Consider the following 23,131-nt stretch of genomic DNA (forward strand, 5'->3'; position numbering starts at 1 on the left):
CGCTCCGAGTCGGGCCTGGGGGTCAGGGTTCTTTCAGGGTCCCAATTGTTCCCAACTTTGGTAATAATAGCGGCAACGGAACCATTTCACCCTGTCGCCCCGAGGAGAAGTTGCCGTGTTGCTCACCCGTCGAACCCTGCTCACCTCCGCGGCTGCCGCCGTACCGGTCGCCGCCCTGCCGTCCCTGCCCGCATCAGCCACCCGGGAGCCGGCCCCGATCGGCCGGCTGGCGGACAAGATCGAGGCCGGGATGGCGAAGTACGCGATCCCAGGCGTCGGCCTCGGCCTCTGGTACCGGGGCCGCGAGTACGTCCGCGGCTTCGGCGTCACGAACGTCGACCAGCCGTCGGACGTCACCGCGGACACGGTGTTCCGGATCGGCTCGACCACCAAGACCTTCACCGGCACGCTGATCATGCGCCTGGTCGAACGCGGCCGGATCAGCCTGGACCGCCCGGTCCGCGCGTACCTGCCCGACTTCCGGACCAGCGATCCCTCGGTGGCCCGGCGGATCACCGTCCGCCAACTGCTGAACCACTCGGCCGGCTGGCAGGGCGACTACTTCCTCGACACGGGTGACGGCGAGGACGCGCTGACCCGGTACGTCGCCGGGATGACGGAGGTCCCGCAGCTGACCCCGCTCGGCAAGGTGTTCTCGTACAACAACGCCGCGATCGGTGTGGCCGGCCGGATCATCGAGGTCGTCACCGGCAAGCCGTACGAAGTCGCCGCCCGCGAGCTGCTCATCGATCCGCTCGGCCTCGAGCACAGCCGGTACTTCCGCAGCGAGCTCGACGGGTTCAGCGTCGCCGCCTCGCACAACATCGTCGACGGCAAGCCGGTGGTCGAACCGTCGTTCGACCGGATCCCCCGCAGTCTGGCCGCGATCGGTGGCCTGATCTCGAGCGCTCGCGACCAACTCCGGTACGCGCGGTATCACCTGGGGCACCCGGGATTCCCACACCTGCTCAGCGATCGCGCCCGGCTGGCGATGCGTTCCCACCCGGGTCCCGGCGGCACGCTGTTCGTCGAACTGAACGGTGTTGGCGTCACGTGGATGCTGCGGCCGACCGCGGAGGGCCCGACCGTCGTACAGCACGGTGGTGACTGGTCCGGTCAGCACTCCGGCTTCCTGATGGTCCCGCAGCGGGATTTCGCGATCACCTTGCTGACCAACTCGGAGAGCGGTCCGGCGTTGGTGGCCGAGCTGTTCGCGGACGACTGGGCGCTGCGTGAGTTCGCCGGCGTCAGTAATCTGCCCGCCGTACCGCGTCAGCTGCCACCGCAGAAGCTGGCTGCCTACGAAGGCACCTACGTGTCCCAGCAGATCGGCTTCGACGGCAAGCCGGAGGAGCTCGGCCTCGAACTGGCGGCGAACGACGGGGAACTGGTCGCCAGTATCGGCGGCCAGGTCGCCCTTCGCCTGCCGTTCTACCGCCAGGACTATGTCCTAGCTCTGGAACCCGACGGCCAACCCACCCACGTCCGCGCCAACTTCGTCCGCGGCTCGAACGGCTCTGTCGACTGGCTCCGCTACGGCGGCCGGCTCTTCCGCCACCAACCCACCACGGCGACTCCCAAGGCACTGAAGGCTCCCCACCTCAAGCACCCGCGGCTGCTCTAGGTGGTTTCGACCATCCATAGGTGGCCGTCTGGGTCGGTGAAGGTCGCGAGGTAGGCCCAGGGTTTCCGGGTCGGCGCCGTGACGACCTTCGCGCCCGCGGCCACCGCCTTGGCCACCTGGGCATCCACGGCGGCCTCTGATTCGACGTGGATGCTGAGGAGGCACTCGCTGGTTCCGGTCCGTGCGACCGGCTGGTCGCCGAGCACCATCCGGAAGCCGCCGGTCGGGATCAGCATCATCCGTACGCCGTCGGCCAGCACGAACTGCAGGGGCTCGGGGATGCCGTCCTCGCGCAGCTCGTCACCGAACGGCTCGAAGCCGAAAGCCTCCTGGTAGAAGGCGTACGAGCGCGGACGGTCCGCAATCGGAAGACTGATGATCATCGGTTCACTCCCAGGGTGAAGCGCTCAGCGGCGGCGCCGGTCAGATGGTCAGGTGGGAGGCGGCGACCGCACAGCACCAACAGCAGATCCTGGGCGGAGCCTGTGAGTGGTTCGCCGGCGCCGTACGTGAAGTCGAGGTCGTTCGCCTGGAGCTGGACGCCGGTCAGATCCACACCGAAGTACTTGAGTTGACGTGGATGCAGGTCACCCAGGACGTAGCGCAGCCGATCGGGCGGCACCCGCCGGTCGATGCCCAGGGCAACGGTGATGTCGAGGCCGTGGATCACGTCGTGCGACAACGCGCCCTGATAACCACCACCCGGCGGCTTCCACGGATGATGGATGTTGTCCTGCACACTCGCCGTCAGCTCGGCCGCACTCAGCTCGACCGCATCACGACGGGCCGCCCGATCCGCGAACCGGTTGAAGTTGCCCCGGTTCTTCACCATCCCCAGCAGGAACCGCGGCACGGAGTACCGGTACGCCATGGTGATGTGCGCAACCACCTCCCGTACCCGCCAGCCCGCACACAACGTGGTCCGGTCCCAGTCGTCCGCGGGCAGCCCGGTCAGCAGGTCGGCCAGGTCGCGCCGCTCTTCCGCGATGACCTCTCGAATGTCCGTCATACCCCACCGACGAACGGATCAGGACCGGACAGACACCTCGGCCAGCCTTCGACGCAGATAGCGCCGTTCCGCGTCCGTCCCGGCCAGGTCGATCGCCGCCCGGTACGCCGTTGCCGCCTCGGGCCAGCGCCCGAGCCGGCGGAGGAAGTCGGCGCGGGTGGCCGGGAGCAGGTGGTAGCCGGCCAGCGGACCAGCAGCCAGGTCGTCCACCAGGCGCAGGCCCACAGCCGGGCCGTCGGCCATGCCGATGGCTACTGCACGGTTGAGGGCAACGACCGGGGTCTGCTTCAGCTGGGCGTACAGGCCGGCGATCTGCGGCCAGTCCGTATCGGCTGCGGTCCGCGCGGTCGCGTGGCAGGCCGCGATGGCGGCCTGTACCTGGTACGGACCAGCAGCGCCGCGGCGCAGGGTCGCATCGAGGAGGTCCTCGCCCTCGGCGATCAGAGCGCAGTCCCAGCGGGTCCGGTCCTGGTCCTCTAGCGTCACCAGCTCACCGTCCGGTGTCAGCCGGGTCGCGCGGCGGGCATCGTGCAGAAGCATCAGGGCGAGCAGACCGGCACCCTCAGGCTCGTCCGGCATCAGCTGCACGAGCAGCCGCGCCAACCGGATCGCTTCAGCGCTCAGGTTGCTCCGGACCACGTCGGAGTACCCCTCGTTGAACAGCAGGTACAGCACAGCCTGTACGGCGGGAGTCCGCTCGGGCAGGAGGTGTGCGGGCGGGACGCGGTACGGGATACCGGCGTACTGGATCTTCTGCTTCGCCCTGGTCAGCCGCTTCGACATGGTCGTCTCCGGAACCAGGAACGCCCGTGCGATCTCCGCCGTACTCAGACCGGCGAGCGTCCGGAGGGTCAGCGCCACTCTTGCCTCCATCGCCAGCGCGGGGTGGCAGCAGGTGAACATCAACCGCAGCCGGTCATCAGGTACGTCGTACGCCGGTCCGGACTCGTGGGTCATCGCAGCCACCTCCTGGAGCTTCTTGGCGCCGACGGCCTCACGGCGCAGCCAGTCGACCGCACGGTTGCGTGCGGTCGTGGTCAGCCAGGCACCTGGCTTGTCCGGTACGCCGTCCCGCGGCCAGCGCTCGAGCGCCGCCGCGAACGCTTCCTGCGCGCACTCCTCGGCCAGCTCCCAGTTCCCGGTCACCCGGATCAGCGTGGCGACCACCTGGCCCCACTCCTGCCGGTAGACCTCCTCGAACGTCACACCACGCCCGGTGGTGGCTCCAGGACCGGTCGGATCTCGATGGTGCCGTAGCCGGCCACCGGGTGTTTGGCCGCGATCTCGATCGCCTCGTCCAGGTCGGCGCAGTTGATCAGCACGAAACCACCGATCTGCTCCTTCGTCTCGGCGAACGGCCCGTCGGTGAGCAGCAACTCATCGTTGCGCACCCGGACCGTCGTCGCCTCTCCCGGCGGCCGCAGCCCGGCACCGCCCTCGACCACTCCGCGCTGCTCCATCTCCTCCGACCACCCACCGCACCCGTCGTTGGCGTGCTCCTCGGCCGACTCGTCACCACAGATCATCAGCAGGTACTTCACGGCAGGTCCTCTCTGTCACCCCACCGACGTACGGCGACGCCGGAAACAGACACCCTCACCGTAGCGTTCTCGGGCGTTGGCAATCAGCCTGACGCCTGACCGTCACCGGAGCGACCTACACTGCGAGATGTGTTGGCTCCGGTGGTGTCCTCGGGAGGACTGAATGCCTGACCGTACCCAGACCATTGCGTACCCGTCTCCCGGATCGCGCCCGTCGCGACGGGATCCGGAGCCGCTGGCGCCGCACGTGATCGTGCTGTTCGGTGCCACCGGTGACCTGGCCAAGCGCAAGCTGCTGCCGGGGCTCGCGTATCTGCAGCAGTCCAGGTTCGCTCCCGACGTACGGATCATCGGGTCGGCGACCGAGGAGCTGACCTCGGACGAGTTCCGGGCCAGGGCGCGGGACGCGGTGGAGAAGTTCGGCACCCACAAGATGTCGGACGAGGAGTGGGCGCAGTTCGCCGAGCGGCTCGAGTACGTGGCGTCCACGGCCGGGCCGGAGGCGCTGTCCGCGGCGGTCAAGGCGGCGGAGGAGCTGCTCGGTCCGGACGTACGGCGGCTGCACTACCTGTCGGTGCCCCCGAAGGCGGCCCAGTCGGTGATCGCGATGCTGCGCGACGCGGACCTGGTCGACCGGGCCCGGGTGGTGATGGAGAAGCCGTTCGGTGACGACCTGGCCAGCGCGATCAAGCTGAACGACTTCGTGCACGAGACCTTCGACGAGTCGCAGGTGTTCCGGATCGACCACTTCCTCGGCAAGGAAGCGGCGCTGAACATCCTCGCGTTCCGGTTCGCGAACGGCCTGTTCGAGCCGATCTGGAACCGCAACTTCATCGACCATGTCCAGATCGACATCCCCGAATCGCTCGGCCTGGACCAGCGGGCCACCTTCTACGAACCGACCGGCGCGTTCAAGGACATGGTCGTCACGCACCTCATGCAGGTGATGTCGTTCGTCGCGATGGAGCCGCCGACCGCCCTGGAGCCGCGCGCGATCTCGGAGGAGAAGAACAAGGTCTTCCGGTCGATGCTGCCGATCAGCCCGACGGACGTGGTCCGCGGGCAGTACTCCGGCTACCGCAAGGAGGAAGGCGTCGCGCCCGACTCCGACACCGAGACATTCATCGCCCTGCGGGTCGAGATCGACAACTGGCGCTGGGCCGGTACGCCGTTCTTCCTGCGCACCGGCAAGAAGATGGCCGAGGGGCAGCGGATCATCTCGATCGCCTTCAAGGAGGCGCCGAAAACGATGTTCCCGGTCGGGTCCGGGGTCGGCTCGGAAGGGCCGGACCACCTGACCTTCGACCTGGCCGACTCGTCCCGGGTCTCGCTGTCGTTCTACGGCAAGCGGCCCGGCCCGGGGATGCGGCTGGAGAAGCTGTCGATGCAGTTCTCCACCCAGGAGACCGGGAACGCGGCCGACGTCCTCGAGGCGTACGAGCGCCTGATCCTGGACGCGATGCGGGGCGACCACACGCTGTTCACCACTGCCGAGGGTATCGAGTCGCTGTGGGAGCGGTCCGCGATGCTGCTCGAGGACCCGCCGCCGGCCAAGCCGTACCAGCCCGGCACCTGGGGACCGAACGCGATCCATCAACTGATCGCGCCGCGGGCCTGGCGGCTTCCGTTCGAACGCGAGTGGCGCGAGGCCAAGCAGTAGCTGCCAGTCGGCGCTGCCGGTCGGCGCTGTCATAGGCTCCCGGGTATGCGGGAGATCGTGGTGATCGGCGTGGGTGCGGGCGATCCGGAACAGGTGACGATGCAGGCCGTGTCGGCGCTGAACCGGGTCGACGTGTTCTTCGTGCTGGACAAGGGCGAGGTGAAGCAGGAGCTCGTCGAGCTGCGCGAGGAGATCCTGCGCCGGTACGCGACGTCCAAGCAGTACCGGGTCGTCGTCGGCCGCGATCCCGAGCGCGATCGGACCACTTCGGCGTACGTCGAAGCCGTTGACGACTGGCGCCGGCGCCGGGCCGACGTGTGCGCGGAGCTGATCGCGTCGGAGCTCGGCGAGGGTCAGGTCGGTGCGTTCCTGGTGTGGGGCGATCCTTCGCTGTACGACAGCACGCTGGCGATCCTGGACGACATCCAGGCGCGGGGTGAGTTGGCGTTCGAGGTCGAGGTGATTCCGGGAATCAGCAGCGTGTCGACGCTGGCGGCGCGGCATCGGGTCGGGCTGAACCAGGTCGGGAAGCCGATCCAGATCACTACCGGACGGCGGCTGGCCCGGGAGTGGCCGGAGGAGGTCGACGACGTCGTGGTGATGCTGGACGCGCAGACGGCGTTCGCCGAGCATCTGGATCAGGATGCGGAGATCTACTGGGGTGCTTATCTTGGGACGCGGGACGAGATCTTGATCTCGGGGCCGCTGCGGGAGGTTGCGAGCGAGATCGAGAAGGTACGCGCGGAGGCCCGGGATCGGAAGGGCTGGATCATGGACACCTACCTGCTCCGACGGTCAGGTAGACCAAAGTCGTAGGTTGGGTGTTCTTCAGGCCGAAGCGGGAGTCGGCCGGTCTGCCCGAGGCTTCCGGGTATGACGACATTGCGAAGCAAACTGCGGTTGGCCGTAGCTCTGGCGGTGATTCCCGCCGGGCTGCTCGTGAACTCCGCGAGCGCGCAGACCAGTCCCCCGGCGCAACAGGACGTCGTACGGACTGATTCCGGGCTCGTGGCGAGTAAGGCCGTTGGGGATGCGCGGGTGTTCGACGGGATTCCGTACGCCGCTCCCCCGGTCGGTGCGCTGCGGTGGAAGGCACCGCAGCCGGTCAAGGCGTGGGACGGCGTACGGGCGTCGGCGCTCGGTAATCCGTGTCCGCAGCAGGCCAACTCCGAGGCCCCGAACGGCTCCTCCGCCGAGGACTGCCTCTATCTGAACGTGACCACGCCGGCCGCGAAGTCGGCGAAGCCGCGCGCCGTGGTGGTGTGGATCCCGGGCGGCGGTTTCTTCTCCGGCGCCGGCAACAGCTACGAAGCGTCCAAGTTCGCCGCCCGTGGCGACGTGGTCGTTGTCACGGTCAACTATCGACTCGGCATCTTCGGCTTCTTCGGCTATCCGGGCCTGGCGGGCTCCGGCACGTACGGCATCCAGGACCAGCAGGCTGCACTGCGCTGGGTGCAACGCAACGCGCGAGCCTTCGGTGGCGACCCGCGCAACGTCACCCTGGCCGGTGAGTCGGCCGGTGGCATGAGCACGTGCGCACAGCTGACCTCGCCGACCTCCACCGGCCTGTTCGCGAAGGCGATCATGCAGAGCGGTTCGTGTGCCTTCAACTGGGCCGACAACAGCCAGTACCCGGGCCAGGCCGCGGACTCGCCGTGGATCCCCGCCAAGACGGTCCAGGCGAACGGCAAGGAGTGGGCCGACGGTTACAAGGACAAGCTGGCGTGCAAGCCGGGTCAGTCGATGCTTGACTGCCTCCGCGCCGCGAAGTCCGACGTACTGGTGGACGAGACGCTGCAGTTCACCCAGGTCGGGTACGGCGGCACTGCGGCAGTGCCGCTGAGTCCGGCCAAGGCGATGAAGGCCGGACTGTTCCACCGCGTGCCGGTCATCTCCGGGAACAACCACGACGAGGCAACGGCATGGGCCCCCGCGTTCGGGGACATCACGGCCAAGAACTACCCGCAACTGGTGACCAACATGGTCGGCGCGGACAAGGCTGCGGTCGTACTGCGGCACTACCCGCTGAGCCGTTACGAGTCGCCGAAGGCAGCGTGGTCCGCGCTCACCACGGACCGGATCTGGTCGTGCACCCAGGTCGCCACTGACCAGCAGGCCGCTCGCAAGGTGCCGGTGTACGCGTACGAGTTCGCCGACAAGCACTCGCCGATCTCAACGCCTGGGCTGGGAGCCGCGCACGCCATGGAGCTGCCGTACCTGTTCCGGCTCGGTGGCTACGACCTCCCGATGTCGGCGACCCAGCAGCGGCTCTCGAACCAGATGATCGACTACTGGACCGCGTTCGCCCGGACCGGCAACCCGAACGGACCGGACCGGCCGCAGTGGTCGCCGACCGGCAGTCACTCGGTCAAGGGGCTGTCACTGGCTCCGACCGACCAGACCGGGATCAAGCCGGTCAACCTGAGCACCGAGCACCAGTGCGCCTTCTGGGCCGGACTCAGCTGACCTGCTTCGGTCGCCAGACCCGCATCAGGGCCGGCGACAGAAGCAGCAGGAGCAGGGCGTAGAAGCCCACTCCGGGGACGAAGGCCGCCAGCACGAAGGCGACCAGGGTCAGCCCGGTCAGTACGCAGGAGCCGATGAGCTCCCGCTTGCTGACCGGGTCGTCCGGGTTCTCGAGCTCCCGATGGCCGTGGATCATCCAGGTCAGGGCGGTCTGGCAGATACTCAGGGCCAGAATCGTCCCGCTGTACAGGCCGGCGGTGAACCGGCTGCTGTCGTAGGCGCCGGTGATCTCGGTCGGGAACGGCAGGAACACGATCGTGAGCAACCAGAGCAGGTTCAGCCGCATCATGGCCGAGGTGTAGCCGCGGACGTGCTCGAACACCCGGTGGTGGCCCAGCCAGAAGTTCGCGATCACCACGAAGCTCAGCAGGAACGTGGAGATCTCCGGCTTGTGGTGAGTGACCACCTCGACCGCGGTGAGGTCCTCTGCCTTGGACTCCTTCACCACGTCGACCAGCGGCAGGATCAGCAGCGTGATCGCGATCGCGACGACCGCATCGGTGAACAGGACCAACCGGTCGGGATCTCTCGTCTTACTCACGGCGGCTAAGAGTAGCCAGTACCAGGGCTGCCAGGACAAACCCGGCCGCTGTGAGCCACGCGGCGCTGTATCCGTCTCGCAGCGCCGATACGTCGCTCGCACCCTGGCTGAGCCGGTCTGACGTGGTGGATGCGGCCAAAGTCGCGAGTACTGCGGTCCCGATGGCGGCGCCGGCTTGCTGGGCGGTGTTGTTGAGCCCGGAGGCCAGTCCGGCATCGGCCGGGTCCGCACCGGCCATGGCAAGCATGATCGCGGCCGGAATCGCCAGTCCGATCCCCGCGCCCATCACGGCGAGCACGGGTGCGACGTTGACGACGTACGACCCGTCTACTGGTGCTTGGCTGATCCAGAGGAGTGCTCCGAGGAACGCGGTCAGGCCGGCCAGGAGCATGGTCCGCGGACCGAAGCGGACGGTGAGGCGTGGGGCGATGGAGAGCGACATCACCGCGTTCATGAGCGGTGCGGGCAGAAACGCCAGTCCGGTGGTCAGGGAGTCGTAGCCCAGCACCTTCTGGACGTACAGCGCAGTCGTGAACTGGAAGCCGAATCCGGCGGCGAAGAGCAGGACGACCACGACGTTCGCCACCGTGAGCTGGCGCCTGCGGAAGATGTGCAGGGAGAGCAGGGGGTTGGCGACGCGGGTCTGGCGGAGCACGAACGCCGCCAGCAGGAGCACCGAGACCGCGGCGAGGACGAGCGTGCGCGGGAGGCTCGCGGTTGGCTCGGCAGTCTGGACGATCGTGTAGATGCCCGCGGAAAGACCGGCAGTCACCAGGATTGCGCCTAGTACGTCGGCGCCCTTGCCGAGACCGAGACCGGTCTGGCGGGCCAAGAGCCGTACGGCGAACGCCAGGGCGGCTAGGCCGATCGGGACGTTGATCAGGAACGCCCAGTGCCAGCCGATCGTCTGCGTGATCACGCCTCCGAGGATCAGCCCGATCGACGCGCCACTCGCCGCGGTGAAGCTGTAGACGCCCATCGCGCGGGCTTGCTCGCCCGGAGCCGGGTAGAGGTTGACGATCATGCCGAGGATCACGGCGGAGGCCAGGGCGCCGCCGACGCCTTGCAGGAAGCGTCCGGCGATGAGGTCCTCTGCGCTGTTCGCCAGCCCGCACAGGAGCGAGGCAGCGGTGAACAGGCCGAGGCCCGCGAGGAACACGCGTTTGCTGCCGATCAGGTCCCCGATCCGCCCCGCGAGCAGGAGCAGGCCGGCGAAGGCGATGAGGTACGAGTTCATCACCCACGCAAGCCCCGCCTGAGAGAACCCCAGGTCGCGCTGGATCGTCGGCAACGCGACGGTCACCACGGTCCCGTCCAGGATGATCATCAACTGCATCACACAGAGCACGACGAGCGCCTTCGCCCGCCCAGCCACGCCCTGCCCGACAACCTCTGCAACCACGGTCAGCTCCTCATCGATCCGACTCCGATGAATATGACCATAACAGATAGTCCCGTAGCAGACGATCTTTTATCGAACTAGCTCGCCAATGGTAGGGAGACCGATGTGTGGGCCAGGTCGACGGTGATCCTGGTGTTGGTGCCTGGTTCGGTGTCGGGGGTGACCAGATCGGCGTCGGTTCCGGTGAGGACGAGGCCCAGGCGGTGGCCGGCCTTGAACTCGTAGTCCTGGGGCAGCATCGGCCAGGTGACCTGGTAGGACTTGCCGGGTTTCAGCGGGGTCGGGTGGGTCAGCGACGTACGGTTCTGGGCGTCGATGATGCCGCGGGTGACGACCTGGAAGCCGGAGGTGATGGTGTTGTCGGCGGCCCGTTGGTAGCAGCCGTCGTCGTCGGCCGTGCCCTCGCCGATGCAGTCCTTGCCGTCGATGAACTTCAGGCCCTGCGCGCCGTTCGGGTCGACACCGTCGATCCGCGTGTCCTGGCCGTAGTCGACGAGATACACGCCCAGGTTGGCGGTCGGCTTGTCCAGCGTGACCCTCAGGCTCACCGACGGCGTACCGGACAACCGCACCGCTTTCTTCAACGCAGGAGTCAAGAACGCGAGCCGGTGCGGATCGGCGCCGGCCGGATCGTTGACCATGGCAACTTCGGTCTGACTGGTGTCGACATAGCTCCTGGCCCCGGTCGACGGCTTCGCGCCGAGTGAGCCGTCGTACTGCGGTCGCAGCGTCACCGGCCGGGTCGGCGCCGGCCAGTCGGACTGGGTGATCCAGCGATCCGGACCGAGCTGTACGTCGGCCCGCGGCTGCCGCATGATGTCGTTGGGTACACCCATCAGTTCGTGATCGAACCACTTGTGCAGCGTGTCCATCCAGACATCGCGCCGGGCCCAGAACGGGTCGAGGTGCCCGTACTGCGTGACCCACACCTTGCGCTCGACACCGCGAGGCAGTCCGGCCCACCACGTGGAGAACTGGTTGGCGGTGACGTTGCGATCCTGCATGCCCACGACCGAGAAGACGCTCGCCCGGACGTTCCGCACGTTCGAGACCGGCCCGGTCCGGTAGTCCAGTTGGCGCCAGTACGCGTTGTAGTTGCCGGTGGCATCATCCGATCCCTGGATCATCCGTTCGTACGCCGCCGCACACTTCTGATCCGGATCCTCGTCGACCATGGAGGCCAGCCATTTCTGGCCGTCCTTGTAGTCGGTGAGGGTGCCGTTCATCCGCCACATGTCGTACCAGTTGCTCGGGCCCGCGAGCGGCACGATCGTCTCCAGCCCGCGCACCCCGGTGCCGGCGACCCCGATCGCGAGCGAGCCCTCGTACGAGTGCCCGATCATCCCGGTCCGCCCGGTGGTCCAGGTGGCCTTGACCGGCTTGCCGTGCGCGTCGTACGCCGTGGCCCGGCCGTTCAGCCAGTCGATCACCGCCTTCCCACCGAGTACGTCGGACGGACCGCCGGAGGTCGGGCAGCCGTCCGACAACCTGGTGCCGATCATGTCGACGGACACGAACGCGTACCCGCGCGGCACGAAGTAGTTGTCCAGGTACAGCGGGAACTTGGTCAGGTTCCCGTTCGCGTCGTACTTCTTGTGGTCGAGCTCGAAACCGATGCCGGGCTGGTCGAAGTACGGGCTCTCGTGCATGATCACCGGCACCTTGAGGCCGGCGTTCGACTCCTTCGGCCGGATGATGTCGACCCGGACCAGGTCCTTCTTGCCGTCGCCATCGCTGTCCACCGGGGACTGCACCTGAACGTGCTCGCGGATGGCGTCCTGGTATGAGAAGACGGGCTGCGTGAGCCCGCCGGAGGTGTTGATCGTCGGCTTGGCTGTCGCTGCTGCGCCGGGGACTCCGGCAACGACGAAGGCGGTTACAAGCGCGACCGCGGAGACGAGTCCCCGCCGGTGCAGTGTCATTCGGTGTCCTTCCGTGGCTGTTGTCCAGACGACAATCGCCAACGGTGCTGACACCCGCCTGACACAGCCCAGACACGGTCCGGGGTTACTCGGTTCCCGTGATCAGCTCGCGCGCTGGCGGGTCCGGCGTACCGGCTGGGCTTCGACGGGGGTGGAGAGGTGGCCGCCGTCGACGAGGTCGATCAGGGCCTCGATGAACGGCTTGCGCTGCGCGGTGGTGATGGCGGCGAGGGCGTCGGCGTGGACGCGGTCGACGATGCGCTGGCCCTCGGCGGCGATCGTCGCGCCGGATTCGGTGACCGCGATGATGCGGGCGCGGCGGTCGGTGGCCGACGGCTTGCGTTCGGCGTACCCGGCCTTCTCGAGGGCGTCGACCGTCACGACCATGGTGGTCTTGTCCATGTACGCCAGCTCGGCGATCTGGATCTGCGTGCGCTCCTCCTCGAGCGCATGGCGCAGGACGCACTGCATCCGCAGCGTCAGCCCGACCTCGGCCAGCGCCGCGGACAGCTGGGTCTCGAGGACGTGGCCGGCGTGCGTGAGGTATCCGGTCAGGTCAGGAACCGTACGCGGAGGAGTCTTGGCCATACCCCGAGAATAGCTCGCAATCATCTACTCCCAGACGATCCCAAGCCAGATCATTCCCCCTTGGCCCCGTCGATCAACTCCCGCACGATGTCGAGGTGACCGAGGTGGCGGGCCGACTCCTGCAGTACGTCGGCCAGTAGCCGCTCGACCCGGATCGGCCCGCGATACCCCTCGACGAACCCGGACCAGTCGACGTCCCGCATCGTCTGCTGCGACAGCTCCCACTCGGCGTCGTACGCCGCCAGCACCGACGCGACCGTCTCGTCCGGCCCGATCCTGAACTCGAAAGTCGTGATCGTCGGGGCGCCACAGCGACGGTAGATCCTTGCCGCCGGCGGTCCGTTGGATGTGCTGCCGCTGGACCGCGGTCAGGTGCTTCACCAGGCCCAACGGACTCATCACGGGCGAAGTCTCGATCGGCGTCGCCCGAGCCTGCTGCTCGTCCAGTCCTTCCAGCTTGTTCATCACAGTCGCGTGGACGAATCCGAAGTAGCCGACCACCGACTCCCGCAAAGCCAACCCGTCCCCTGGCCACGCCCGCTCCCTAAGCACCATCCTCCGACCCTCCCATGCCCCGCCGACATCCCCGGGAGCCGAGGTTAGTGGCGGGAATGCGACGTTGAGGGCGGTGGCGTGAAACCGCGAGTTTGTGGGGAAGCGGGTGGGTTGGGTGGGTGGCATGAGTGTTGTGATGACGCGTACGTCGACCGTCCGGTGGCTCGGGGTCGTTGCGGTGACATTGGGGATCTTTGCGATCACCACCACGGAAATCTTGCCGATTGGGTTGCTCACGCCGATCGGGGCCGACTTTGGGCTGACGTCGGGGCGCACGGGGTGGCTGATGACGATGCCGGGGCTGGTTGCGGGGGTGGCGGCGCCGGTGGTGACAGTCGCGACGGCGAAGCTCGATCGACGGGTGATGTTGTGTGCGTTGATGGTGTTGCTCGCCGCGGCCGGGTTCCTCGCTGCGGCGGCGCCGGTGTACTGGCTCGAGTTGCTAGCCCGGTTCCTCGTCGGCCTGACGCTCGGCGGCTTCTGGTCGATCGGAGGCGGGCTAGCGGCGCGGCTGGTGCCGGAGCAGTGGACAGTGCGGGCGACGGCGGTGATCTTCTCCGCGGTCCCGCTCGGCTCGGTGGTCGGCGTACCGGCCGGCACGTTCGTGGGTGAGCTCGCCGGCTGGCGTACGTCGTTCGCCGCCCTCGGACTGCTCTCACTCGTCGTCCTGGCCGCTCTCTACTTCACCGTGCCCGCACTGCCCCCACTGCAGGTCACCCGGGCCGCCGTACTGCGGCAAGCGATCCGTCCCAGCCGGAACGCCCTCATCGTCACCTGTCTGATCGTGACCGCCCACTTCGCCACGTACACGTACGTGACTCCGTTCCTCCGGACCGTCGTACGCCCGGAGCTGATCGGCCTCCTGCTCCTCGTCTACGGCGCCGCCGGCTTGGTGGGCAACCTCGTCGCCAGTACGACGGCCGCCCGGAACCTGACCGCCACCTTCGCCACCTGCGCCGGCCTCATCGCGCTGGCGACCCTCCTCATGCCGGTCGTCGGACGGAGTACGCCGGGAGCCCTGGTGCTGCTCGTGGTCTGGGGACTCGGGTACGGCGGTGTGCCGGTCTGCTCGATGGGCATGTTCGCGCGGGCGGTGCCGGGGTCGCGGGAAGCGGCGACCGTGCTGTTCACGTCGTCGTTCCAAGCGGTGCTGTCGACCGGTGCGTTGCTGGGTGGGTTGCTGGTGGACGCGTGGTCCGTGTCGGCCGCGATGGTGTGCGGCGGGGTGGTTGCGGCGTTCGCGGCCGGGGTGGTGCTGTGGTGCAGAACACAGCAGGCGCCGGGGACGTAGCATCCCAGGTGTGGTGAGGACCGAGACCGATCGATGCCCCGGTGTGCTGGCTGTGCACCAGGCGGCTGATGGGGGTCTCGCGCGGGTGCGCGTGCCGGGTGGCGCGCTGAGCGCCGCCCAGCTCGACGTACTGCGGATCGCTTCCGCTGACCTGGGTGACGGGCGCTTGGAGCTCACCTCCCGAGGCAACGTGCAGATCCGCGCACTGCGCGCCAACGGGCCGCGTGAGCTGTCGGAACGGCTGTACGGCGCGGGACTGCTTCCGTCGATCACCCACGAGCGCGTACGCAACGTCCTCGCGTCCCCACTCACCGGACTGGACCAGCACAGCCGGTACGACGTACTCCCCGTGGTGGCTGCGGTTGACCGTGAACTGTGTGCGCGGCCGCGGTTGGCTGAGCTGCCCGGTCGGTTCCTGTTCGCGTTGGACGACGGGCGCGGGGACTTGGCCGGGGTGCGGGCTGATGTCGCGGTGCGGGCGGTGGATGAGAGAGAGGCTCTGCTGCACCTCGGGACCAGCGCAGTGCGGGTGGGGTGGGGTGACGTGCCTGGGCTGATGGTTGCGGCGGCTGAGGCGTTCTTGGACGAACGTGACGGCGAGGAGTGGCGGATCGCTGAGCTGGCGGACGGGGCGGAGCGGGTGCTCAACCGGCTCGGGTTGCACGCGACCGAGGTCCTCCCGACCACCTCCGCCACGATCGAGGCAGGGCAGCACGGATCAGCACTCGTCGTGACAGTCCCCCTCGGCACCCTCACCCAGGAACAAGCCGCCGTGCTGACAGAGCATTCCAACGAGATCCGGATTACGCCCTGGCGGTCGGTGGTCGTGCCGGCGGCAGCCGCAGGACAGTTGGAGGCCGTCGGGTTGGTGACGACCGCCGGCTCGGTGTGGGGCGGGGTCACCGCCTGCGCGGGACAGCCGAAGTGCAGCAAGGCGCTGGCGGACGTGCGGGCCGATGCCTGGCAGGTGATGCCGGGCATGCGGCGGGACGGGAGACGGGTGCACTGGTCGGGGTGTGAGCGCCGGTGCGGCAAACCTGCCGGCGACTTTGTGGATGTGCTTGCTGTGGGCAACGGGTATCTGGTCGACGGGGAGCCGATGTGAACGATTACGTGCGTGATGGTGCGGAGATCTACCGACGGTCCTTCGCGACGATCCGAACAGAGGCGGCGGACGCGCTCGGCGCGCTCCCGGCCGAGGTCGCGCAGGTCGCCGTACGGATGATCCACGCCTGCGGAATGACCGATCTGGTCAAAGACCTGGCCTGGTCGCCCAACGTGGTGAAGAACGCGCGAGCCGCACTCCAGGACGGCGCACCGATCCTCTGCGATGCGCAGATGGTTGCCGCCGGCATCACCCGACGCAGACTCCCGGCGGACAACGAGGTCATCTGCACCCTGCAAGATCCACGCACGGCAGAGCTGGCCCGGCAACAGCAGACCACTCGAAGCGCGGCCGCCGTCGACCTCTGGGCCGACCACCTACAAGGATCGGTTGTTGCGGTTGGCAACGCGCCGACCACGCTGTTCCGGTTGCTGGAGGTGATCGCCTCCGGAGGTCCGCGACCTGCCGCCGTGCTCGGGATCCCGGTCGGGTTCATCGGAGCGGCCGAGTCGAAGGACGCGCTGGCGGCGAACAGGCTGGACCTTGAGTACCTGGTGGTGCGAGGCCGACGCGGTGGGAGTGCGATCACCGCGGCCGCCGTGAATGCGATTGCGAGTGAGGAAGAGTGACAGGTCGGCTGTGGGGTGTCGGGTTAGGACCCGGCGATCCCGAGTTGGTGACGGTCAAGGCGGCGCGGCTGATCGGGGCGGCCGATGTGATCGCGTTCCACAGTGCTCGGCACGGTCGGAGCATCGCCCGCTCGGTGGCGGCGCCGTACCTGAAGGAGGGTCAGCTCGAGGAGCACCTCGTCTACCCGCTCACGACTGAGACCACCGATCACCCCGGCGGTTATCAAGGCGCGATGGACGACTTCTATGCCGACTGCGCCGAGCGGCTGGCTGCGCATCTCGACGCGGGCCGCGATGTCGTCGTACTGGCTGAAGGCGACCCGCTCTTCTACGGCTCCTACATGCACATGCACAAACGCCTGGCCGACCACTACCCGTGCGAGGTCGTCCCCGGCGTGACCTCGGTCAGTGCCGCGGCCGCCGTACTCGGACGGCCGTTGTGCGAGCGGGACGAGATCCTCACCGTCCTCCCCGGCACGCTGCCGCCGGACGTCCTCGCCGAGCGCCTGCGGACCACCGACGCGGCCGCGGTGATGAAGCTCGGACGCACGTTCCACAACGTCCGCGAGGCCTTCGAGCTGGCCGGCCGAGCAGACGAGGCCTGGTACGTCGAACGCGCGACCACCGACGCCCAGCGCACAGCACCGCTCAATGACGTGAACCCCGACGAGGTCCCGTACTTCTCCCTCGCCCTGCTTCCGAGCCCGATGAACAGCACGTTCGCTCCCCCGCCGCCGAAGAGCGCCACCGACGGCTCGGTGACCGTCGTCGGCCTCGGACCGGCCGGACCGGAGTGGATGACCCCCGAGGTGCGCGCCGCGATCGCAGGTGCCGACGACCTGATCGGCTACGGCCCGTACGTCGACCGCCTGCCGGACCGCGCCCGCCAGCGCAAGCACGGCTCGGACAACCGGGTCGAGTCCGAGCGGGCCGCGTTCGCCCTCGATCTGGCCCGCAAGGGCTCCACGGTGGTCGTGGTCTCCTCCGGCGACCCCGGCGTGTTCGCGATGGCCAGTGCGGTCACCGAGGTCGCGTCGGAGCCGGAGTACGCCGATATCGCCGTCCGCGTGCTCCCCGGTATGACCGCGGCCCAGGCCGTCGCCAGCCGGGTCGGCGCACCGCTCGGGCACGACTACTGCGTCCTGTCGCTGTCCGACCGGCTGAAGCCCTGGGAAGTGATCGCCGACCGGATCACCGCGGCCGCCAAGGCGGATCTGGCGATCGCGATCTACAACCCGGCCTCGAAATCCCGCACCTGGCAGGTCGAAGCGACACGTGATCTCCTTCGAGAGCACCGCTCTCCCGACACGCCGGTCGTGATCGGCCGCGACGTCGGCGGCCCGCAGGAAGCCATCACCGTGACAACGCTGGCGGAACTCGACCCTCAAACGGTTGACATGCGCTGTCTCCTGCTGGTCGGCTCGTCCCAGACCCGTACCGTGCCACGCCCGGCCGGTCCCCTGGTCTTCACTCCACGCCGTTATCCGGCGACGATGAGTGAGGGCAGGCCAGGAGCCGGTTAAATCCGCCCTCCGCCTGTGTCAGACGCGCTGTCAGAGGGTAGACACGGCGCGAGGGTGACCAGTGAGGAGAACAGCGGACATGAGTCAGCAGTACGGCGAGACCACCGCCACGATCCCCAGCGGCGAGACGAATCCCACGCAACGGTACGAAGAGGCCCGCGCTGCCGCCGCCCGGGCGATGAGCAACGTCGCGATCATCCCGGACCAGCCGCCGACCACCGGCACGATGGCAGCGGTCGACCAGGAGGTCGACCCGGAACTGCTGTCCTACCGCGGATTCAAGTTCGGCGCCGCGTTCTTCGGCTGGCTGATCGCGATCGCCATGTCCGTGCTGCTGATGGCCGCCGTCGCCGGCGCCGCCCTCGGCACCGCGCAGGTCCTCGACTACACCACCAATGACGCCAAGGCGGACCCCGGCGCTGCCTCCGTCACCGTGGCCGCCGTGACCGTCCTCATGCTGACGCTGGCGTTCTACGCGGGCGGGTACGTCGCCGGCCGGCTCGCGCGGTTCGACGGCGGGCGGAACGGCTTCGGTGTCTGGATGATCGCCCTGGTGGTCTCGGTGCTCGCGGCCGGCGTCGGAGCCCTCCTGAACCACCAGTACGACTTCCTCACCGACCTCGACCGCCCCGATATCGCCCTCTCGAACGACACCCTCAGCATGGGCGGCATTATCGCCGCCGCCGCACTCCTGCTGCTGACGCTCGGCGCCGCGATCCTCGGCGGCAAGTCCGGCAAGCGGTACCACGACAAGATCGACCGTTTGCTCGACTAGCAGAAAGTCGTCGCCTCACCACGCATAGCCAGCATTCCGGCGGGTACCGGAGGGATGCACGGGGTCTGTCTGGTGAGGAGAACCGAACATGGTCCAGCACTACCGTGACGACGCGGACGCGAAGCAGGTCGACGACACTCGTCCCCTGCAGCGCGCCGAGCGCGAGCAGGTCCAAGCACCGGCACCGCACCACCGCGCGGACATCCAGACGTCGGCCGCCGCCGAGGTGGATCCGGCGTACCGCGGCTTCAAGGGCGGCGCCGCGTTCTTCGGCTGGCTGGTCGCGATCGGACTGACCGCGCTGCTGACCGGAATCGTCGGTGCGATCGCTGCGGGCGTCGACTACGCGACGACGATCGACTGGACGACCGCTGGGGACGAGGCCGGCACCATCGGTGTCGTGTCCGGCGCGGTCCTGGTCCTGATCCTCGCGATCGCCTACTACAACGGCGGGTACGTCGCCGGCCGGCTGGCCCGGTTCGACGGTGCCCGGCAGGGCTTCGGCGTCTGGGGAATCGGCGTGGTCGTGACGCTGATCGTCGGCGCCATCGCCGGAGTCGCCGGCTCGCAGTACGACGTACTGGACCGGGTCGATCTCCCGTCCGTCTCGATCGGGCAGCACACGCTGACCGCCGGCGGACTGCTGGTCCTCGGGATCGCCATCGTCGTGACCCTGTTCGCAGCTCTGGTCGGCGGGATCGCCGGCCAGCGATACCACCGCCGCATCGACCTCAGCGGCGATCGAACGACCGACTGACCATCGGTCAGCAGTAGGCCCGGACGGCGGATAGCTCCTATCCGCCGTCCGGGTCTTGCTTGCCGCGATCACTCAGGGCGAGCAGGATGCCAGGCATGCCAGCCCGTACTGCGCTCGTCGTCGGAGGCACCAGTGGGATCGGGGCGGCCACCGTACGGCGTCTCGCCGCCGACGGACTGCAGGTCGTCGCGGCCGGTCTCAAGCCAGGACCTGACGAGGTCGAGCTCGATCTCCGCGAGCCGGGCGCGCTGGAGGACCTGATCGGCTCGCTCGAGCACCTCGACGTACTGGTCAACGCGGCCGGGATCATCCGGCGCGGTGACGAGCACCGGCCGGAGGTGTTCCGGGAGGTCGTCGAGATCAACCTGACCGGCGCGATGCGGGCGGCCGAGGCGGCCCACGACCTGCTCGCCGCCAGTGGCGGTTGCGTCGTCAACGTCGCCTCGATGCTGAGCTATTTCGGTGGTCCGCTCGTACCGGCGTACAGCGCCTCCAAGGGCGGGATCGTGCAGCTGACCAAGTCGCTTGCGGTCGCCTGGGCGGCCGACGGGATCCGGGTGAACGCCGTCGCACCGGGCTGGATCGCCACCGACCTGACCGCCGACCTGCAGGCCGACCCGGACGCGTCGGACCGGATCCTGTCCCGTACGCCGATGGCCCGGTGGGGCACGCCCGCAGAGGTCGCCGGCGCCATCGCCTTCCTCACCGGCCCGGACGCGGGCTTCATCACCGGCACCGTCCTCCCCGTCGACGGCGGCTACCAGAGCATGTAAGGAGCAGTGGATGATCCCGATTTCAGCAGGTGTACCCGCGGAGATCGCCGTACCGGCGGTGCCGGACGACGACCGGCTGTGGGTGCAGCAGGCGCCCGACGTGTGGTTCCGGCCGTTGATGCTGAACACGATCACCGGCCAGTGGTGCAACCTGCTCAAGGTCACCCGCTCCGGCATCGTGTCCCGGCACCGGCACCCGAGCGCGGTGTTCGGCTATGTGATCAAGGGCAAATGGCAGTACGACGAACACGAGTGGGTCGCCGAGACCGGGTCGTTCGTGTACGAGCCGCCGGGTGAGATCCACACACTGCGCGTGCCGGAGGACTGCACGGAGATGATCACGTTCTTCAACATCTCCGGAGCGATGATCTACGTCGATGACGACGGCAACCAGATCGGGTACGAGGACACCTTCACCAAGATCCAGCTGTGCCGCGACCACTACGGCGCGAACGGTCTCGGTGCGGACTACGTCGACCAGTTCATCCGCTAGCCCGGACCACCAGCTCGGTCGGCAGGATCCGCGGCCCCTCGTCGGCACCGTCGATCCGGCGCAGGAGTACGTCGATCATCTCGCGGGCCACCAACTCCAGCGGTTGCCGGATCGTGGTCAGCGGGGGGTCCGACTCCCGGGCGATCCGGGAGTCGTCGAACCCGCCGACGGCCACCTCGTCGGGAACACTGCGACCGGCCCGGCGCAGCTCCATCAACGCACCGGAGGCCAGCAGGTCCGAGGCTGCGAAGACGGCGTCAAGGTCCGGGCTGGCCTTGAGCAGCTTCGCCATCGCCTGCCGGCCGGCCTCCTGGCTGTAGTCGGTCACCGACACCACGAGCCGCTTGAAGGCCTTCCGCCCGAGCACGTCCTGGTAGCCCTGCAGCCGCTCCTGCCCACCGGCGATCTGCGGCGCGCTGATCATCCCGATCCGCTGATGCCCGTTCTCGACCAGGTACCGGGTCATTTGCCGAGCGCCCTCGCGATCGTCGGCAGCGACGTACGGAAGGACGTCGCCGGGCGCGAGCGGCTTGCCACAGACAACGGCCGGTACGCCGCTCTCGGCGATCTCGGCGATCAGCGGGTCGCCGAGATGCGACGAGATCAGCAGCACCCCGTCCACGTGCTCGCCGCGGACGTACCGCAGGATCCGGTCCCGCTCGGCGTCGCTGGACTCCAGCATCAGCACCAGGCTGATGTCCTGCTCGGCCAAGGCCTGCGTGCAGGACCGCAGCAGCACGCTGAAGTTCGGGTCCTCGAACAGTCGCTCCTGCGGCTCCGACAGCACGAATCCGATCGCGTTCGACCGCTTGGTCACCAGGCTGCGCGCGCTCTGGTTGACCGTGTAGCCGGTGGCGGCCATCGCCTTGCGGACCGCCTCGAGCGAGGGGGCGCTGACGTAGTGGCCGCCGTTCAGGACCCGCGACACCGTGCCGCGGGACACGCCGGCCAGCTCGGCGACGTCGTCGATGGTGGGTCCACGCCGCATGGCCCGTCGCGCCGCACCCCGCGACTTCGGGTGTGCGGCGGGCTCGCCGGCGGACGTCCCCCTGCCTGTCACGGGCACATCATGTCAGGCCGTACTGCTACCGGACGGCAGGGCATTGGCACGCGCCACCCGACCCAACCAGCCCGCACTGCTCTTCGGCGTACGGGTCTGGGTCGGGAAGTCGACGTGGACGATGCCGAACCGTTTGGCGTAGCCCTCGGCCCATTCGAAGTTGTCCAGCAGTGTCCAGACGAAGTACCCACGGACATCAACCCCAGCGGCGACAGCGGTCCGTAACGCAGCCAGATGTCCCTGCAGGTAGTCCACGCGCAGCGGGTCGTCGACGGTCCCGTCCTCAGCGGGTACGTCGTCGTACGCGGCGCCGTTCTCCGTGATGTACACAGGCGGTAGGTCGTAGTCGGCATGCAGCTCGACCAGGACTTCCCGGAGGCCGTCGGGCTGGACCGGCCAGTTCACCGAGGTGACCGGAACGCCCGCGGGCAGGACGGTCTCGTCACCGGTGGGACCGGCCTGGACGAGGATTCGGCGGTAGTAGTTGATTCCGAGGAAGTCGATCGGCGCACTGATCAGCTCGAGGTCCCCGTCCTCCACTGCGTCGAGCTCGACCGGATACGCGCCGCCCAGCAGTGGGTCGAGGAACAGCCGGTGGCTGTCGACGTCGACCCGCCGCGCCGCCGCGACATCAGCATCGGAGTCGGTGAACGGCTTGACCGGGCTCACGTCGAGGGTGATGCCGAGGACCTGGTCCTGTGAGTGCCGGCCGCCACGCAGTGCCTGCAGTCCCAGGCCGTGCGCCAGCATCAGGTGGTGAACCGCACGGTCACGCTGTACCTGGTCCTTGATCCCCGGCGCGTGGATGCCGCTGCCGTAGCCGGCGTGACTCGACACCTTCGGCTCGTTGAGCGTGATCCAGTGCTTCACGACGTCCCCGAGCGCGTCGTGCACCACCGCCGCGTAGTCCGCGAACCTGTACGCCGTATCGCGGGCGGGCCAGCCGCCCTTGTCCTGCAGGGCTTGTGGGAGGTCCCAGTGGTACAGCGTCAGGTACGGCACCACGTTGCGGGCCAGACACTCGTCCACCACCCGGCGGTAGTGGTCCAGGCCCTTCTGATTGATCGCACCCGCCCCGTCCGGCTGCACCCGCGGCCAGGCGATCGAGAACCGGTAGGCGCCGAGCCCGAGATCCGCCAGCAACCCGATGTCCTCGGCGTACCGGTGGTAGTGGTCGCAGGCGACGTCGCCGGTGTCACCACCGGCGATCGCGCCTGGGACACGGCAGAACGTGTCCCAGATCGACTGGCCACGACCGTCCGCGTCCACCGCGCCCTCGACCTGGTACGCGGCGGTGGCCGCACCCCAGACGAAGCCCTCGGGAAAGGTATCGGTCGGACGGGGTGCGTCACTCATA

The 23,131-nt window shown here is 68.4% G+C and carries 23 protein-coding genes and 1 pseudogene; 12 read left to right on the forward strand and 12 right to left on the reverse strand.

Features of this window, described 5'->3' with window-relative positions:
* The first annotated feature begins 115 nt into the window (after nt 1–115).
* Nucleotides 116–1,624 (forward strand): serine hydrolase domain-containing protein, encoded by a 1,509-nt coding sequence (locus AB0L70_RS31200; protein WP_363690348.1) that lies wholly within the window; start codon nt 116–118, stop codon nt 1,622–1,624.
* Here AB0L70_RS31200 and AB0L70_RS31205 read toward each other — a convergent pair.
* The 4 genes from AB0L70_RS31205 to AB0L70_RS31220 are packed head-to-tail and all read right to left on the reverse strand — an operon-like array spanning nt 1,621 to nt 4,174.
* Complete coding sequence (locus AB0L70_RS31205) at nt 1,621–2,007, reverse strand: VOC family protein (RefSeq protein WP_363690349.1); 387 nt, start codon at nt 2,005–2,007, stop codon at nt 1,621–1,623. The two genes, AB0L70_RS31200 and AB0L70_RS31205, sit on opposite strands and share 4 nt — an antisense overlap.
* Nucleotides 2,004–2,633 (reverse strand): maleylpyruvate isomerase family mycothiol-dependent enzyme, encoded by a 630-nt coding sequence (locus AB0L70_RS31210; RefSeq protein ID WP_363690350.1) that lies wholly within the window; start codon nt 2,631–2,633, stop codon nt 2,004–2,006. The genes AB0L70_RS31205 and AB0L70_RS31210 overlap by 4 nt, the downstream gene beginning before the upstream one ends.
* Before the next feature lie 18 nt (nt 2,634–2,651).
* Nucleotides 2,652–3,839 (reverse strand): sigma-70 family RNA polymerase sigma factor, encoded by a 1,188-nt coding sequence (locus AB0L70_RS31215; protein WP_363690351.1) that lies wholly within the window; start codon nt 3,837–3,839, stop codon nt 2,652–2,654.
* A complete protein-coding gene (locus AB0L70_RS31220; protein WP_363690352.1) occupies nt 3,836–4,174 on the reverse strand; it encodes a YciI family protein in 339 nt (112 codons plus the stop codon). The genes AB0L70_RS31215 and AB0L70_RS31220 overlap by 4 nt, the downstream gene beginning before the upstream one ends.
* Before the next feature lie 163 nt (nt 4,175–4,337).
* Between AB0L70_RS31220 and zwf the strand changes: the two genes are divergently transcribed.
* Genes zwf through AB0L70_RS31235 form a run of 3 tightly spaced genes read left to right on the forward strand, consistent with a single transcriptional unit; the run spans nt 4,338 to nt 8,300 of the window.
* On the forward strand, nt 4,338–5,834 hold the full coding sequence (zwf, locus tag AB0L70_RS31225) for a glucose-6-phosphate dehydrogenase (RefSeq protein WP_363690353.1): 1,497 nt from the start codon (nt 4,338–4,340) through the stop codon (nt 5,832–5,834).
* A gap of 45 nt (nt 5,835–5,879) precedes the next feature.
* Complete coding sequence (cobF, locus tag AB0L70_RS31230) at nt 5,880–6,650, forward strand: precorrin-6A synthase (deacetylating) (protein WP_363690354.1); 771 nt, start codon at nt 5,880–5,882, stop codon at nt 6,648–6,650.
* A gap of 57 nt (nt 6,651–6,707) precedes the next feature.
* Nucleotides 6,708–8,300 (forward strand): carboxylesterase family protein, encoded by a 1,593-nt coding sequence (locus AB0L70_RS31235; protein WP_363690355.1) that lies wholly within the window; start codon nt 6,708–6,710, stop codon nt 8,298–8,300.
* Here the strand turns inward: AB0L70_RS31235 and AB0L70_RS31240 are convergent.
* The 6 genes and pseudogenes from AB0L70_RS31240 to AB0L70_RS31265 all read right to left on the reverse strand — a co-directional run.
* On the reverse strand, nt 8,293–8,901 hold the full coding sequence (locus AB0L70_RS31240; RefSeq protein WP_363690356.1) for a TMEM175 family protein: 609 nt from the start codon (nt 8,899–8,901) through the stop codon (nt 8,293–8,295). The two genes, AB0L70_RS31235 and AB0L70_RS31240, sit on opposite strands and share 8 nt — an antisense overlap.
* Nucleotides 8,894–10,303 carry a DHA2 family efflux MFS transporter permease subunit gene (locus AB0L70_RS31245; protein ID WP_363690357.1) on the reverse strand — a complete coding sequence of 470 codons (1,410 nt, stop codon included), beginning with the start codon at nt 10,301–10,303 and terminating at the stop codon, nt 8,894–8,896. The genes AB0L70_RS31240 and AB0L70_RS31245 overlap by 8 nt, the downstream gene beginning before the upstream one ends.
* Nucleotides 10,304–10,380: 77 nt before the next feature.
* On the reverse strand, nt 10,381–12,225 hold the full coding sequence (locus tag AB0L70_RS31250) for a CocE/NonD family hydrolase (protein ID WP_363690358.1): 1,845 nt from the start codon (nt 12,223–12,225) through the stop codon (nt 10,381–10,383).
* Between the two features lie 102 nt (nt 12,226–12,327).
* A complete protein-coding gene (locus tag AB0L70_RS31255; RefSeq protein WP_363690359.1) occupies nt 12,328–12,813 on the reverse strand; it encodes a MarR family winged helix-turn-helix transcriptional regulator in 486 nt (161 codons plus the stop codon).
* A gap of 50 nt (nt 12,814–12,863) precedes the next feature.
* Nucleotides 12,864–13,061 carry a DUF664 domain-containing protein gene (locus AB0L70_RS31260; RefSeq protein ID WP_363690360.1) on the reverse strand — a complete coding sequence of 66 codons (198 nt, stop codon included), beginning with the start codon at nt 13,059–13,061 and terminating at the stop codon, nt 12,864–12,866.
* Nucleotides 13,062–13,083: 22 nt separating this feature from the next.
* Nucleotides 13,084–13,494 (reverse strand): annotated as a pseudogene (locus AB0L70_RS31265) (DUF664 domain-containing protein); the annotation flags it as partial.
* Between AB0L70_RS31265 and AB0L70_RS31270 the strand changes: the two are divergent.
* The 8 genes from AB0L70_RS31270 (at nt 13,493) to AB0L70_RS31305 (ending at nt 20,714) form a co-directional block, all read left to right on the forward strand.
* Nucleotides 13,493–14,659, forward strand: coding sequence for an MFS transporter (locus tag AB0L70_RS31270; RefSeq protein WP_363690361.1), 1,167 nt, complete (start codon nt 13,493–13,495; stop codon nt 14,657–14,659). The pseudogene AB0L70_RS31265 and the gene AB0L70_RS31270 sit on opposite strands and share 2 nt — an antisense overlap.
* Before the next feature lie 10 nt (nt 14,660–14,669).
* Complete coding sequence (locus tag AB0L70_RS31275; RefSeq protein WP_363690362.1) at nt 14,670–15,764, forward strand: precorrin-3B synthase; 1,095 nt, start codon at nt 14,670–14,672, stop codon at nt 15,762–15,764.
* A complete protein-coding gene (locus AB0L70_RS31280) occupies nt 15,761–16,393 on the forward strand; it encodes a precorrin-8X methylmutase (protein ID WP_363690363.1) in 633 nt (210 codons plus the stop codon). The genes AB0L70_RS31275 and AB0L70_RS31280 overlap by 4 nt, the downstream gene beginning before the upstream one ends.
* Nucleotides 16,390–17,916, forward strand: coding sequence for a precorrin-2 C(20)-methyltransferase (locus tag AB0L70_RS31285; protein WP_363690364.1), 1,527 nt, complete (start codon nt 16,390–16,392; stop codon nt 17,914–17,916). The genes AB0L70_RS31280 and AB0L70_RS31285 overlap by 4 nt, the downstream gene beginning before the upstream one ends.
* 79 nt (nt 17,917–17,995) lie before the next feature.
* Nucleotides 17,996–18,691 carry a hypothetical protein gene (locus AB0L70_RS31290; RefSeq protein ID WP_363690365.1) on the forward strand — a complete coding sequence of 232 codons (696 nt, stop codon included), beginning with the start codon at nt 17,996–17,998 and terminating at the stop codon, nt 18,689–18,691.
* Between the two features lie 88 nt (nt 18,692–18,779).
* Nucleotides 18,780–19,448, forward strand: a complete 669-nt coding sequence (locus AB0L70_RS31295; protein WP_363690366.1) for a hypothetical protein — start codon at nt 18,780–18,782, stop codon at nt 19,446–19,448.
* 95 nt (nt 19,449–19,543) lie between these two features.
* On the forward strand, nt 19,544–20,221 hold the full coding sequence (locus AB0L70_RS31300) for an SDR family oxidoreductase (RefSeq protein ID WP_363690367.1): 678 nt from the start codon (nt 19,544–19,546) through the stop codon (nt 20,219–20,221).
* 10 nt (nt 20,222–20,231) lie between these two features.
* Entirely contained in the window at nt 20,232–20,714 is a 483-nt protein-coding gene (locus AB0L70_RS31305; protein WP_363690368.1) for a 2,4'-dihydroxyacetophenone dioxygenase family protein, read from the forward strand.
* Here AB0L70_RS31305 and AB0L70_RS31310 read toward each other — a convergent pair.
* Nucleotides 20,704–21,774, reverse strand: coding sequence for a LacI family DNA-binding transcriptional regulator (locus AB0L70_RS31310; RefSeq protein ID WP_363690369.1), 1,071 nt, complete (start codon nt 21,772–21,774; stop codon nt 20,704–20,706). The two genes, AB0L70_RS31305 and AB0L70_RS31310, sit on opposite strands and share 11 nt — an antisense overlap.
* Before the next feature lie 12 nt (nt 21,775–21,786).
* Nucleotides 21,787–23,130, reverse strand: coding sequence for a GH1 family beta-glucosidase (locus AB0L70_RS31315; RefSeq protein WP_363690370.1), 1,344 nt, complete (start codon nt 23,128–23,130; stop codon nt 21,787–21,789).
* Nucleotide 23,131: the final 1 nt, after the last annotated feature.

It is taken from the genome of Kribbella sp. NPDC051952 (genome assembly GCF_040680855.1).
Lineage (GTDB): Bacteria > Actinomycetota > Actinomycetes > Propionibacteriales > Kribbellaceae > Kribbella.

Bases quoted from the DNA above. Each gene is read 5' to 3' on its own strand.
- AB0L70_RS31205 (WP_363690349.1), bottom strand. From the start codon at position 2,007: ATGATCATCAGTCTTCCGATTGCGGACCGTCCGCGCTCGTACGCCTTC.
- AB0L70_RS31210 (WP_363690350.1), bottom strand. From the start codon at position 2,633: ATGACGGACATTCGAGAGGTCATCGCGGAAGAGCGGCGCGACCTGGCC.
- zwf (WP_363690353.1), top strand. From the start codon at position 4,338: ATGCCTGACCGTACCCAGACCATTGCGTACCCGTCTCCCGGATCGCGC.
- cobF (WP_363690354.1), top strand. From the start codon at position 5,880: ATGCGGGAGATCGTGGTGATCGGCGTGGGTGCGGGCGATCCGGAACAG.
- AB0L70_RS31235 (WP_363690355.1), top strand. From the start codon at position 6,708: ATGACGACATTGCGAAGCAAACTGCGGTTGGCCGTAGCTCTGGCGGTG.
- AB0L70_RS31250 (WP_363690358.1), bottom strand. From the start codon at position 12,225: ATGACACTGCACCGGCGGGGACTCGTCTCCGCGGTCGCGCTTGTAACC.
- AB0L70_RS31255 (WP_363690359.1), bottom strand. From the start codon at position 12,813: ATGGCCAAGACTCCTCCGCGTACGGTTCCTGACCTGACCGGATACCTC.
- AB0L70_RS31270 (WP_363690361.1), top strand. From the start codon at position 13,493: ATGAGTGTTGTGATGACGCGTACGTCGACCGTCCGGTGGCTCGGGGTC.
- AB0L70_RS31290 (WP_363690365.1), top strand. From the start codon at position 17,996: ATGAGTCAGCAGTACGGCGAGACCACCGCCACGATCCCCAGCGGCGAG.
- AB0L70_RS31295 (WP_363690366.1), top strand. From the start codon at position 18,780: ATGGTCCAGCACTACCGTGACGACGCGGACGCGAAGCAGGTCGACGAC.
- AB0L70_RS31300 (WP_363690367.1), top strand. From the start codon at position 19,544: ATGCCAGCCCGTACTGCGCTCGTCGTCGGAGGCACCAGTGGGATCGGG.
- AB0L70_RS31305 (WP_363690368.1), top strand. From the start codon at position 20,232: ATGATCCCGATTTCAGCAGGTGTACCCGCGGAGATCGCCGTACCGGCG.
- AB0L70_RS31315 (WP_363690370.1), bottom strand. From the start codon at position 23,130: ATGAGTGACGCACCCCGTCCGACCGATACCTTTCCCGAGGGCTTCGTC.